At 57.6% G+C, this 12,233-nt stretch carries 12 protein-coding genes; 3 read left to right on the plus strand and 9 right to left on the minus strand.

The genetic code is table 11. From position 1 onward, the window contains the following. The first annotated feature begins 39 nt into the window (after positions 1–39). A complete protein-coding gene (locus tag IAE50_RS00375; RefSeq protein ID WP_200579293.1) occupies positions 40–2,367 on the plus strand; it encodes an FdhF/YdeP family oxidoreductase in 2,328 nt (775 codons plus the stop codon). A gap of 240 nt (positions 2,368–2,607) precedes the next feature. Here IAE50_RS00375 and artJ read toward each other — a convergent pair whose 3' ends face one another. The 6 genes from artJ to IAE50_RS00405 all read right to left on the minus strand — a co-directional run bounded on the left by artJ (position 2,608) and on the right by IAE50_RS00405 (position 7,103). Beyond that, positions 2,608–3,339, minus strand: a complete 732-nt coding sequence (gene artJ / locus IAE50_RS00380) for an arginine ABC transporter substrate-binding protein ArtJ (RefSeq protein ID WP_023481799.1) — start codon at positions 3,337–3,339, stop codon at positions 2,608–2,610. Between the two features lie 168 nt (positions 3,340–3,507). Next, the gene (gene artM, locus IAE50_RS00385) at positions 3,508–4,176 is read right to left on the minus strand and encodes an arginine ABC transporter permease ArtM (RefSeq protein ID WP_023481628.1); all 669 of its coding nucleotides are present in this window, start codon (positions 4,174–4,176) and stop codon (positions 3,508–3,510) included. After that, positions 4,176–4,892, minus strand: coding sequence for an arginine ABC transporter permease ArtQ (gene artQ, locus IAE50_RS00390; RefSeq protein ID WP_200134004.1), 717 nt, complete (start codon positions 4,890–4,892; stop codon positions 4,176–4,178). The genes artM and artQ overlap by 1 nt, the downstream gene beginning before the upstream one ends. Positions 4,893–4,898: 6 nt before the next feature. After that, positions 4,899–5,630 (minus strand): arginine ABC transporter substrate-binding protein ArtI, encoded by a 732-nt coding sequence (artI, locus tag IAE50_RS00395; protein ID WP_023481785.1) that lies wholly within the window; start codon positions 5,628–5,630, stop codon positions 4,899–4,901. A gap of 19 nt (positions 5,631–5,649) precedes the next feature. Next, entirely contained in the window at positions 5,650–6,378 is a 729-nt protein-coding gene (gene artP, locus IAE50_RS00400) for an arginine ABC transporter ATP-binding protein ArtP (protein ID WP_023481454.1), read from the minus strand. A 209-nt stretch (positions 6,379–6,587) separates the two neighbouring features. Beyond that, positions 6,588–7,103 (minus strand): lipoprotein, encoded by a 516-nt coding sequence (locus tag IAE50_RS00405; RefSeq protein WP_200579294.1) that lies wholly within the window; start codon positions 7,101–7,103, stop codon positions 6,588–6,590. A gap of 100 nt (positions 7,104–7,203) precedes the next feature. Between IAE50_RS00405 and IAE50_RS00410 the strand changes: the two genes are divergently transcribed. After that, a complete protein-coding gene (locus IAE50_RS00410) occupies positions 7,204–8,049 on the plus strand; it encodes an N-acetylmuramoyl-L-alanine amidase (RefSeq protein WP_200134003.1) in 846 nt (281 codons plus the stop codon). A gap of 35 nt (positions 8,050–8,084) precedes the next feature. After that, entirely contained in the window at positions 8,085–8,645 is a 561-nt protein-coding gene (locus IAE50_RS00415) for a WG repeat-containing protein (RefSeq protein ID WP_232045017.1), read from the plus strand. Between the two features lie 5 nt (positions 8,646–8,650). On the opposite strand, the gene IAE50_RS00420 is transcribed toward IAE50_RS00415, so the two are convergent. From IAE50_RS00420 to ltaE, 3 genes are all read right to left on the minus strand, one after another. Continuing rightward, on the minus strand, positions 8,651–9,664 hold the full coding sequence (locus tag IAE50_RS00420) for an NAD(P)-dependent oxidoreductase (protein ID WP_054804032.1): 1,014 nt from the start codon (positions 9,662–9,664) through the stop codon (positions 8,651–8,653). 90 nt (positions 9,665–9,754) lie between these two features. Next, positions 9,755–11,191 carry a DUF2867 domain-containing protein gene (locus IAE50_RS00425; RefSeq protein ID WP_200579295.1) on the minus strand — a complete coding sequence of 479 codons (1,437 nt, stop codon included), beginning with the start codon at positions 11,189–11,191 and terminating at the stop codon, positions 9,755–9,757. 9 nt (positions 11,192–11,200) lie between these two features. Next, positions 11,201–12,199 carry a low-specificity L-threonine aldolase gene (gene ltaE / locus IAE50_RS00430; RefSeq protein WP_042716327.1) on the minus strand — a complete coding sequence of 333 codons (999 nt, stop codon included), beginning with the start codon at positions 12,197–12,199 and terminating at the stop codon, positions 11,201–11,203. Between the last annotated feature and the right edge of the window lie 34 nt (positions 12,200–12,233).

A 12,233-nucleotide genomic window follows, 5' to 3' on the forward strand; every position in this document is an offset into this window, starting at 1 on the left:
AGGCTTAAGCCAAAAGAGACGCGAACAGTGTGGGGCAATATGAAAGAGCAGAAACAATCAACGGTAGGGATCGCGCCATACGGCGGCTCGGCAGGTGGCTGGGGCGCGTTAAAAGCGGTGGCCGATGCGCTGCGTGGGCAGATGTCCGTCAAGCAGGATGTGATTGCGCTATTTAAAGTCAACCAGCCGCAGGGCTTTGACTGCCCCGGCTGCGCGTGGCCAGATCCGCAGCACACCTCCTCATTCGAATTTTGTGAAAACGGTGCTAAAGCCGTCTCGTGGGAGGCGACCAGCAAGCGCGCGACGCCGGAATTTTTCGCGGCGCACACCGTCAGCGAACTGTGGCAGCGCAATGCTTTTGAGCTGGAAGGCGAGGGGCGCTTAACTCACCCGATGAAATATGACGCTGAGAGCGACACCTATCAGGCGATTGAGTGGGAGACCGCATTTCAGGAGATTGGCGCGCTGCTGCAAAGCTATGACGACCCAAATAGCGTTGAGTTTTACACCTCCGGGCGTGCCTCTAACGAAGCAGCGTTCCTCTGGCAACTCTTTGCCCGCGAATATGGCACCAACAACTTCCCCGACTGCTCGAATATGTGTCATGAGCCGACCAGCGTCGGGCTGCCGGAGTCAATTGGCGTTGGTAAAGGCACCGTCGAACTGGAAGATTTTGACCACTGCGACCTGGTGCTTTGCATCGGTCATAACCCTGGCACTAACCATCCGCGTATGCTCGGGACGCTGCGGGAAGTCTCAAAACGCGGCGCGACCATCGTCGCCATCAACCCGCTGCGCGAGCGCGGCCTTGAGCGCTTTACCTCACCGCAAAGCCCGATAGAGATGCTGGCCCTTAGCTCAACCAAACTCGCCTCGACCTACTACAAAGTGCGCGTCGGCGGTGATGCGGCGATGCTGAAAGGCGTCATGAAGATCCTGCTGTCGATGCACGAGCAGGCGCTGGCGAACGGTGAACCGGGCGTAATCGATGAGGTGTTTATCCGCCAGCACACGCAGGGTTTTGCGGAGCTGAAAGCCGATCTCGACGCCACCGACTGGGACCATATCCTGAAAGTCTCCGGTATGGAGCGCGAGGAGATCCAGAATATCGCCCGGCTCTACGCCGAGTCTGAACGCACCATTATCTGCTACGGCATGGGCATCACCCAGCATCAGTACGGCACGCAAAACGTGCAGCAGATTGCCAACCTGCTGCTGCTGCGCGGCAATATTGGCAAAAAAGGGGCCGGCATCTGCCCACTGCGCGGCCACTCCAATGTGCAGGGCGACCGCACCGTTGGCATCACTGAAATTCCCTCTGCCGGGTTTCTCGATAACCTCGAACGGGTGTTTGGTTTTAAACCGCCGCGTGAGCATGGGCACGGCGCGGTGGCTGCCATTCAGGCGATGCGCGACGGCAAAGTGAATGCGCTGCTCTGCCTGGGCGGTAATCTGGCTGAGGCGATCTCCGATCCGCAAGTCACCTTCCCGGCGATGCGCAAGCTCGATCTGGTGGTGCATATGGCGACCAAACTGAACCGCTCCCATCTGCTGCTCGGCAAACACAACTACCTCTTCCCGGTGATTGGGCGGACCGAAACCGATGAGCAGTTATCCGGGGCGCAGAGCGTAACGGTGGAGGATTCAATGTCGATGGTGCACGCCTCACGCGGATCGTTAAACCCGGCCTCTCCACATCTGAAGTCGGAACCGGCGCTGGTGGCGGCCCTTGCGAAAGCGACGCTGCCGCAGACGGTGGTGAACTGGGACCGGATGATTAACGACTACAGCAATATTCGCGACGCCATCGAAGCGGTCTTCCCGGCGTTTGCTAATTTCAATGAACGGGTGAAACAACCGGGCGGCTTCCGCCTGCGTAATGCCGCCTCCGAGCGGGAGTGGAATACACCGTCGGGCTTTGCCGAGTTTAAAGTGATGCAGGGGATTAATGAGGATCCGCGCTCGCTCAAGTGCCACGACCTTGTGCTTACTACCTTACGCAGCCACGATCAGTACAACACCACGCTTTACGGGCTGAATGACCGTTATCGCGGCGTGACCGGGCGGCGGGATGTGCTGTTTATCAATGCCGATGAGGCGGAGCGACGCGAGTTGCGCGTCGGCGATCAGGTGAATGTGGTGGCGCTCGATCCCGAAGGGAACCCCACCTCGCGACGCATGGATAACCTGACGGTTGTGGTGATCGATATGGCACCCGGCTCGGTAGGGGCCTATTACCCGGAGGCCAATATTCTGGTGCCGCTGGACAGCCACGACACCAAAAGCGGTATCCCGGCGTATAAAAGCATCCCGATAGCGATGGAGCGCGTCGAAACGCCGGTCGCCACCTCGGGCGCACGGCGTTAAACGTAAAACCCGTAGGCCCGATAAGCGCAGCGCCATCGGGCATTTGTGCCGAGTTAATTGCCGGATGGCGGCTCCGCCTTATCCGGCCTACAAAAGCGCGCCATCTGGCATTGGTGTGGGATGTAACTGCCGGATGGCGGCTGCGCCTTATCCGGCCTACAAAAGCGCGCCATCTGGTATTGGTGTGGGATGTAATTGCCGGATGGCGGCTAGCGCCTTATCCGGCCTACAAAGAACGGCTTACTGCGGGAACCACTGGTCGCTGATTTTCTGGTAAGTGCCGTCGGCTTTAATCGCTTTCAGTGCAGCGTTGAGCTTCTCAAGCAGCGCTTTGTTATCCGGGCGCACGGCAATGCCAAGACCGGTGCCGAAATATTGCGGGTCGGTCACTTTCGGCGTGGCTACACCCAGCTGCGGGTTGGTTTTCAGCCACTCATTCACCACCGCGGTATCACCAAACACCCCGTCGATACGGCCATTTTTCAGGTCGATAATCGCATTCTGGTAGCTGTCATACGCCACGGTGGTCACTTCCGGGTGCTTATCCTGCAAATATTTTTGATGGGTGGTGCCATTTTCCATACCGATGCGTTTGCCCTTCAGATCGTCGAAGGATTTAAAGGCATCTTTTTTGGCGATCACCAGCGCGGAGTTGGCGTAGTAGGGGTCGGTAAACGCCACCTGTTTGCTACGCTCCGGAGTAATGTCCATCCCGGAGATCACCGCATCATACTTCTTAAATTTCAGCGCCGGGATCAGGCTGTCAAAGGCGTGGTTGGTAAAGGTGCAGTTGGCCTGCATCTGTTTGCAGAGCGCATTCGCCAGATCGATATCGAAACCGACAATCTTATTGCCCGCATCCAGGGATTCAAACGGGGGATAGGTCGCCGACACGCCGAAGCTGATCTTATCGGCCGCAAAGCTCCCTGCAGAAACGGTAGCGAGAAGAGCGGCCAGTATCATTTTTTTCATCAGTAAACTCCTGTCTGTCTATCTTATTGTTGTTACCCGGAGGCATGGGATTAACAATGCCAGTGTATGAATTTATATGCAACTATAATGCTTATTTATTTTATTGAAGATAAAAATAAAGGCGAGTAATGGGGTCATTAGCTCGCCTCTACAGATTACCTATGCAGTTTAGTTGCGCCGCTCAAAGGCCAGCGCTTTGCGTTCAATCAGGCGCATCATCAGCGTCAGCAGGCCATTAACCACCAGATAGATTAAGCCGGCTGCGCCAAACACCGTCACATCGTAGGTGCGTCCATACAGCAGTTGCCCGTGACCCATCACTTCCATCAAGGTAATGGTGTAGGCCAGCGAGGTACTTTTAAATACCAGCACCACTTCGTTCGAGTAGGAGGAGAGCGCACGTTTAAAGGCGTAGGGCAGCAGGATCGCCAGCGTATCTTTCTTACTCATCCCCAGCGCGCCGCAGGATTGCCACTGCCCATCCGGGATGGCGCGAATAGCACCGTAGAAGAGCTGCGTGGTATAGGCCGCGCTGTTAAGTGACAGCGCAATAAGCGCGCAGAGCCACGGCTCAGAGAGCAGACGCCAGATCGCCGGATAGTTCTGCAATGACGGGAACTGCCCCGGCCCGTAGTAGATCAGGAAGATCTGCACCAGCAGCGGCGTGCCGGTAAAGAGCGTGATATAGGCGCGGACAATCTGCGTCAGCACCGGCGTTTTCAGCGTCAGCACGATAGTGAAGAGCAGTGAAAGCACCAGCGCGACAATCAGCGAGGCTACCGTCAGCGTCAGGCTGGTATGCAGCCCCTTGAACAGCTCGGGCATAAACTCAAGCATTATCCCGGCCTCCGTTCAAAGCGCGTCGCGCGCAGATCGATGCGTTTCAGCACCCACTGGCTGAGCAGGGTGATCACCAGATAGATCGCCGCCGCCACGATATACCAGGTAAACGGCTCCTGGGTGCGGGTGGCAATACTTTTGGTTTGCAGCATCAGATCGTTAACGCTTATCAGCGACACCAGCGCGGTATCTTTCAGCAGCACCAGCCACTGATTACCCAGCCCCGGCAGCGCGTGACGCCACATCTGCGGCATCACCAGGCGAAAGAAAATCGCCCCTTTCGATAAGCCCAGCGCCTGGCCTGACTCGCGCTGTCCCTCCGGCACCGCTTTTAACGCACCGCGCAGGGTTTGCGAGGCATAAGCCGCGTAGAGCAGGGAGAGGGCAATCACGCCGCAGAGGAACGGGCTGACGTCGAAATTCTCAATCTGCATCTGTACCGGGATCTGCACAATGCCGAGGTTGAGGGTAAAGCCGTCCGACAGCAGCAGCAGCAGCTGTGAGGCGCCGAAATAGATAAACAGCACCACCAGAATCTCTGGCAGGCCGCGTAAAATCGTCACCAGCGCGGTGCCGATCCAGGCAATCGGTCGCCATTTGACCGACTCCCAGACGGCAAAGATCATCGCCAGCACCAGGCCGATGATCAGCGCGCAGACGGCAAGGCCGACGGTCATCCCGGCGGCGCTTGCTAATGGAAACATTTCATTCATTCAGTATTACTTCTGGAACCATTTGCTGTAGATGGTCTGGTAAGTCCCATCTTTCTTCACTTTTTCCAGCGCGGCGTTAAATTTCTGCTGCAGCTCGGTGTTACCCTGGCGTACCGCGATACCGAGGCCGGTGCCGAAGTAATCTTTGTCGGTCACTTTATCGCCAACGGCGGCCAGTTTAGCGTCAGACTTCAGCCACTCTGTCACTACCGCCGTGTCGCCGAACACGGCATCAATACGGCCATTTTGCAGATCCAGACGCGCGTTCTGGTAGCTGTCGTAAGGCACGGTGGTGATTTCCGGGTGCTTATCGGTGATGAATTTCTGGTGCGTGGTGCCGTTCTGCACGCCGACACGCTTGCCTTTCAGCTGGTCGATGCCGGTGAATTTACCCTTCTGGCCGACGAAGAGCGCAGAGTTGTCGTAATACGGGGTGGTGAACAGCACCTGTTTTTCACGCTCCGGCGTGATATCCATCCCGGCCATTACCGCGTCGAAGCGGCGGAATTTCAGGCTTGGGATCAGGCTGTCAAAAGCCTGGTTGGTGAAAGTACAGGTGGCGTCGATCTCTTTACACAGGGCGTTCGCCAGATCGACATCGAAACCGACGATTTTGTTATTGGCGTCGGTCGATTCAAACGGAGGGTAGCTCGCTTCGGTGGCGAAACGGATGGTCTGGGCTGCTGTAGCGCTAAGGCTGATGCTGGCAACAAGTGCGGCGATCAGTAATTTTTTCATTGTCATTATTCCCGAGTCTTCAGTGAGATAGGTAGTATTTAAACGCGTCGGTCTGCGGCGCGGCAAAGCAGCCCGCATCCCCTTGCTCAACAATGTGACCATTTTCCATATACACCACGCGACTGGCCGTCTTGCGCGCCACTTCCACTTCGTGGGTCACGATAACTTGCGTAATACCGGTTTGCGACAGCTCGCGAATGATGCTGACGATCTGTGCGGTGATCTCTGGATCGAGCGCGGCGGTTGGCTCATCAAACAGCAGCACCTGCGGCTCCATCATCAGCGCGCGGGCAATCGCCACGCGTTGCTGCTGGCCGCCGGAAAGGTGCAGCGGATAGCGATCGCTGTAGGGCTTCAGGCGTAAACGCTCGAGCAGCTTCTCGGCGCGCGCCAGCGCCTCATCTTTGCGTAATCCGAGCACGCGGCACGGCGCTTCAATCAGGTTCTGCTGCACGGTGAGGTGCGGCCAAAGATTATATTGCTGGAACACCATGCCCACATTCTGGCGCAATTCGCGAATCGCTTTATCAGAAGGGGTTTTGGCGAAATCGAAATGATTGCCTGCGATGGTCAGCTGGCCAGAGCGCGGCATTTCGAGCAGGTTCAGCACGCGCAGCAGCGAACTTTTCCCCGCGCCGCTTGGGCCGAGCAGCACCAGCGTTTCACCCTGCGGGCACTCCAGTGTGATATCGAACAGCGCCTGGTGTGCGCCGTAGAAGCAATTGATGCTGTTTAATTTAATACTCATCGAAGCAGTCTGATAGCAATTGAGGCCGCAAATAGTAACGTTGACAGAATAGTTATGCAATATTTGTGCGTTAAAACTTAAAAATAAACCAGGTTTCTACATAAAGTTAGCACATATCACTGGTCGACGTGGGAACCAGGCATAAATGTCGGCATTCCTCACAGAATGCCAGACATTTTACGGGGGTTATTGATGGGTTTAGTCAATACTTACCGGTGTTCAACCGACTGGCGCAGCGTGCCGGCCGGGGCATGCACCGTGCCGCCGAGGTAGCGCACATCATCAACCGTCCAGCACTGGCCTTCGCGGATCATCAGCACCTCGTCCTGCCAGCGCTGATCGCCTTTGGTTAAGGTCACGCGCAGCGGGATATTACGCGCGTCGCTGTTAGGGATGGTAGAAGCGCTGACGACATCGGCTTTCTCCGGTGCCAGGTTACGGCTGGAGAAGGGATCGCCCTTCAGCAGCACGTTATTGCGCGCGTCGCGGCTGGCGGCAGTAAGCATTTTGCTCAGATCGTCACTCAGGTAAGGACGCAGCGAAGACCAGTTAGCGCCCGGATGTTCAATGCGGTAGTCATAGAATTGCTGTGCCACACTATCTGGGCCGCCTTCAACGCAGGCACCGACGCGTGCGCCGGTATCTTTGAAAGCGGGCTCAACGGTGGTACAAGCGCTTAACAGCAGCGCGCACGGCATAACAAGAGTCAAAACTGAATAGCGCATAATGATTTCCTTATTTCTGTTCAGAAGTCGCAACCTTTCAAGAATAGTGTATTGCTCTCATAATGTGTCTGGTAACGCATTGATGGTTAAAAGGAGAAGCATGAAAACGTGGGGAATAGTGCTACTGGCGCTGATACTGGCAGGCTGTGCCAGTGATAAAAAAGATGACAACAAAGGCGTTATTGAGAAACCTGGCTATCAACTGGTGACCCGTTATCAGGCGCAAGCGGCTTATCCCCGCATCAAGGTGCTGGTGATCCATTATACGGCAGATGATTTTGATGTCTCGTTGACTACACTGCTCGGCAAAGATGTCAGTTCGCACTACTTAATCCCGGCCAATCCGCCGCGCGATAAGGGTAAACCGCGCATCTGGCAGCTGGTGCCGGAGCAGAAACTGGCGTGGCATGCGGGGGCCAGCTTCTGGCGTGGCTCGACGCGCATTAACGACACTTCAATCGGCATTGAGCTGGAAAACCGCGGCTGGGAGAAGACGTCGGGCGGCAAAACCTTCGTTCCTTTTGCGCAGGCACAAATTAATGCGTTGATTCCGCTGGTAAAAGATATCGTCGCGCGTTACAACATCCCGCCGCAGAATGTGGTGGCGCATGCGGACATCGCCCCGCAGCGCAAAGACGATCCCGGCCCGCAGTTTCCCTGGCAGGTGCTAGCCGCGCAGGGGATTGGCGCCTGGCCCGATCCGGCGCGGGTGGCTTTTTACCTCAATGGCCGCGCGGAGTACACGCGGGTCAGCAACGCGGCACTGCTCGACCTGCTGGCGCGTTACGGGTATGACGTCAAATCGTATATGACACCGCTGCAACAAAAGCGGGTCATCATGGCATTTCAAATGCATTTTCGCCCGGCGAAGTGGGACGGCGTAGCTGACGCCGAAAGCTTAGCGATCGCCGAGGCTTTACTGGAAAAATATGGTCAGGCAGAGTGATCTCTGCCGACCGGCTTATGACGAGGTCAATGGAGATGGGTTTACGCATCCTTACCGGCGCGCTGCTGATGACGGCTTTTGCCGCTCACAGTGCGCCGACACCGCCCTTTAGCTGTGCTTACTGGGATAAAAAAACCGACAACGTCGAGACCCTCGCCAACTGCGCCACCCTGCAGGAGGGCAAGCTGCTGTTCCTGCCGGAGCTGTTCGAAAAGAGCCAGGATGTGGATGGCATGTCGTGGGTTGGCTTATATGACTATACCCGCCAGGCCGGGCTGCCGGATGCCGATTACTATGTTCGCGCGCCGGATCGCTATCTGCCGGTAGTGCATTTCGATAACGGGCCGGACTGGTTTGTCGAAGGGCTGGTACGCGCCCGGCAGAATGGCAAAGTGGGTTACTGGGACGATTCGTTCCGCAACCATATTGCGCCGCAGTTTGATTACGCCTGGCAGTTTCAGGAGGGTAAAGCGCTGGTCTGTAACGGCTGCAAGCCGCAGCGCGAGGGCGAACATACGGCGCTGGGCGGCGGTGAGTGGTTTTATATCAATAAAAACGGCCAGCGGGTTTCCGAAATCAGGTCCGGGCCGTTTTGAGTCCCTTAGCGGTGCAGCTTGCCGTGATCTTTTAGCCAGAACGCCGTGCGTCTGATGCCCTCATCGAGCGTCACAATCGGCGTGTAGCCCAGCTCCTGCTGCGCGCGTTTGATATCCAGCGTGAAATCAAAATTGAGCTTCGAGACGCCGTAGTGCGTAAAGGCGGGCTCTTTCGCGCGCTTGTCGCCGAAGCGCTCCATACTGCGGGCCACCATATCCAGCATGGTATAGGGCACGGAACGAATACGGCAGTCGATACCCAGCTCATCGATCAGTGTCTGCACAATGGTGCGCAGCGAGCGCGGTTCGCCATTGGTGATATTAAAAGCGCGCCCGGAGGGAAGGGCGTCGCATTCCGGCTGGCTCGCCAGCCACATTGCATGCACCGCATTTTCGTAATAGGTCATATCGACCAGCGCATCGCCGCCGCGCGGTAGCAGCACGCTGCGGTAGTGCTGCATCATCTGCGCCAGGCGCGGGATAAAGACTTTATCGTGCGGGCCAAACAGGCTCTGCGGGCGCAAAATGGTAAAGCGGGTTTGCGGGTTCGCCTGCGCCAGCAGATCGATAACCTGCTCCCCGGCGGCTTTACTGCGGGCAAACTCGTTGGCGAAGCGCCGCGGGCGGAACGCTTCATCAATGTCGCGGTGGTGGTGATAGTCGAAATAGAGCGACGGGGAGGAGATATGAATAAAGTTACGCACGCCCCAGGCAACCGCCCATTCGCCGAGACGGCGCGTGGCGCGCACGTTGGCGAGATCAAACGCTTCCTGAGTACCCCAGGGCGAGGTAAAACTCGAGCAGTGCCACAATGTATCGATACCCGCGAGCATCACTTTCGCCTGCGAAGAGACCAGCTGGGTTAAATCCGCCGGTACAAACTCAGCGCCCATCTTGCAGAGCAGCTTGCCCATCGCTTCGTTGCGGCCCGTCGCCCGGACTGCAATGCCTTTTTGCCGCAGATATTCGACCGCGTTTCGGCCTAAACCGCTGGTTGCGCCCGTGACCAGAACCTTCATAGCAATCCACTGTGTTAAGCGTTTATCGCGCGCATTCTTTCGTGAATCACGTCGTGATGCAATGGGATTGTTAAAAGAAAGGCGATGGGCTCAGACTTTTTCACTGCCTTTTTCCGCAAGCCTGGCGATACGTTGCGCCATACCGCGAAAAATAAACAGATGCGCCGGAAACATCAGCAGCCAGTAAAAGAGCCCCGGCATACCGTGCGGATGCCACCAGGCGCGCACATCCAGCACCCGGCAATCGCCCTTATCTGTCACGGTAAAAACTAACCGCCCAAGCCCCGGCGCTTTCATGCCAAACAGCAGGGCAAGCTGCTGCTCCGGCTCAACGATAATCACCTTCCAGCTGTCTACCGCATCGCCAACCTGCAAATAGGGGCGTTGCGGCCGCCCGTGTGCCAGCTTATGGCCAATAAGCCTGTCGAGCGCGGCGCGGGTTTGCCACAGAGGATTGCCAAAAAAGTAGCGCTCTTTGCCGCCGATGCCGTTGATCACCCGCCATAACGCCTGCGCGCTGGCCTGGGTGGTAACGCTGAAACCGGCCTGCTTCGGGTAGTAGCCATATTGCGGCCGCCAGCGGGAGAAAGCCTGCGGATCGTAGCCCCAGTCGCTGGAGTTCACCAGCTTCTCCTCCTCCTTGAGCGTCCGGCGCACCGCTTCATCAAAGGAGATTAGGGTTTGCGGAATCAAGGCGCGCAGAGTGCGGTCATCCGCCAGCAGGTCATGTTTCAGCCCCTGGATTAACGCTTTCGCAATAGAGGGCGGCACGGAGGTGATGAGGTGTAAAAACCACACCGAGATAAGCCGCGTGGGCAGCGGGAGCGGGATCAGCGGGCGCTTGACGCCGCTCACCGCCATAAAGCGGATAAACTGCTGCTGATAGGTGAACACCTCCGGCCCGGCGGCTTCAAACACCCGGTGCGTATCGGTCGGATGGTTGAGCAACTCAAGCAGGTAGTGCAGCAGATTCTCCAGCGCGATGGGGGTGGTGCGCGAACGCACCCAGCGCGGCGGGGTCAGCACCGGCAGGTTGAAGACCATGTCGCGCATCACTTCAAACGCCGCCGAACCGGCACCAACAATGATCCCGGCGCGCAGCTCGGTGACCGGCACGCCCGCGGCGCGCAGCAGATCTCCAGTGTACTGACGCGCCAGCAGATGATCGGAGTCGCTTCCCTCGTGGGCTTGCAGAGAGCTGAGATAGATCACCTGTTTCACGCCGGAGCCCTGTAGCGCGTCGCGCACATTAAGGGCGATCTGCCGCTCATGAGCGACAAAGTCGCCGCTCTCGCCCATGCTGTGCACCAGATAGTAGAGGGTATCGACATCCTCCAGCAGTGCGGGCAGCGCCTGCGGCCAGAAGAGGTCAATCTCATGCAGCGAGACATTCGCCAGCGCCAGCTTTTGCAGCCGCCCTAAGCGCCGCGCCACGGCTTTCACCTGATGCCCCTGCTCACTAAGGGCTGTTACCAGCCGCTGCCCGATATAGCCACTGGCACCGAGCACTGCTATCCGCTGCGCCACATTTGCTCCTTAGCGCTGCAAAAAGGCCTGCCAGTGGCGAACCACCTCGCCAAGCTGCTGGCGGCTGACATCCAGATGCGTCACCAGCCGCACTACGCTGCCTGCGGTGATCGTCACCCCGCGCTCGCGCATAAACGCGCCCAGCGCCTGGGCGTTATCCCCGACGCGAACAAACACCATATTGGTATCGTGGCGCATCACGTCGACGCCGAGTTCGCGCAGCTGTGTCGCCAGCCAGGCGGCGTTCTCATGATCCTCTTTCAGCCGCTCAACGTTGTTTTTCAGCGCATAGAGCCCGGCTGCGGCTAAAAAGCCCGCCTGGCGCATGCCGCCGCCGGTCATCTTGCGCCAGCGGTTAGCGCGGGCGATATAGGCTTTATCACCGACCAGCAGCGAGCCAACCGGGGTGCCGAGACCTTTGGAGAGGCAGATGGTAAAGGAGTCGCAATATTGCGCGATCGCTTGCAAATCGCAGCCATACTCCACCAGCGCGTTAAAGATGCGCGCGCCGTCAACGTGCAGCGCCAGCCCGCGCTCGCGGGTGAAATTCCAGGCCTGTTGCAGGTAGTCGCGCGGCAGCACTTTGCCGTTATGGGTGTTTTCAAGGCTCAGCAGTTTAGTGCGGGCAAAGTGGATATCGTCAGCTTTGATTTTTGCCGCGACCTTATCCAGCGGCAGTGTGCCGTCGGCGGCAGCATCAATCGGCTGGGGCTGAATACTGCCCAGCACCGCCGCACCGCCCGCTTCGTAGAGATAGTTATGCGCGCCCTGGCCGACGATGTACTCTTCGCCGCGTTCGCAGTGGCTGAGCAGGGCGACCAGGTTAGCTTGTGTGCCGGTAGGTAAAAAGAGGGCGGCCTCTTTGCCGCTCAGTTCAGCGGCGTAGGCCTGAAGTTCGTTAACCGTTGGGTCATCGCCATACACATCATCCCCGACCGGGGCGGCCATCATTGCCTCCAGCATGGCGCGTCCAGGTCGGGTCACGGTGTCACTGCGTAAATCAATCACGGCATTTCCTTATCTTGCGATGGGTAATGCCCTC

The organism is Kosakonia sp. S42, from assembly GCF_016624785.1.
Lineage (GTDB): Bacteria > Pseudomonadota > Gammaproteobacteria > Enterobacterales > Enterobacteriaceae > Kosakonia > Kosakonia cowanii.

Excerpts from the sequence above, each read along its gene's own strand:
- IAE50_RS00375 (WP_200579293.1), top strand. The coding sequence starts at position 40 with ATGAAAGAGCAGAAACAATCAACGGTAGGGATCGCGCCATACGGCGGC.
- artJ (WP_023481799.1), bottom strand. The coding sequence starts at position 3,339 with ATGAAAAAAATGATACTGGCCGCTCTTCTCGCTACCGTTTCTGCAGGG.
- artM (WP_023481628.1), bottom strand. The coding sequence starts at position 4,176 with ATGCTTGAGTTTATGCCCGAGCTGTTCAAGGGGCTGCATACCAGCCTG.
- artQ (WP_200134004.1), bottom strand. The coding sequence starts at position 4,892 with ATGAATGAAATGTTTCCATTAGCAAGCGCCGCCGGGATGACCGTCGGC.
- artI (WP_023481785.1), bottom strand. The coding sequence starts at position 5,630 with ATGAAAAAATTACTGATCGCCGCACTTGTTGCCAGCATCAGCCTTAGC.
- artP (WP_023481454.1), bottom strand. The coding sequence starts at position 6,378 with ATGAGTATTAAATTAAACAGCATCAATTGCTTCTACGGCGCACACCAG.
- IAE50_RS00405 (WP_200579294.1), bottom strand. The coding sequence starts at position 7,103 with ATGCGCTATTCAGTTTTGACTCTTGTTATGCCGTGCGCGCTGCTGTTA.
- IAE50_RS00410 (WP_200134003.1), top strand. The coding sequence starts at position 7,204 with ATGAAAACGTGGGGAATAGTGCTACTGGCGCTGATACTGGCAGGCTGT.
- IAE50_RS00415 (WP_232045017.1), top strand. The coding sequence starts at position 8,085 with ATGGGTTTACGCATCCTTACCGGCGCGCTGCTGATGACGGCTTTTGCC.
- IAE50_RS00420 (WP_054804032.1), bottom strand. The coding sequence starts at position 9,664 with ATGAAGGTTCTGGTCACGGGCGCAACCAGCGGTTTAGGCCGAAACGCG.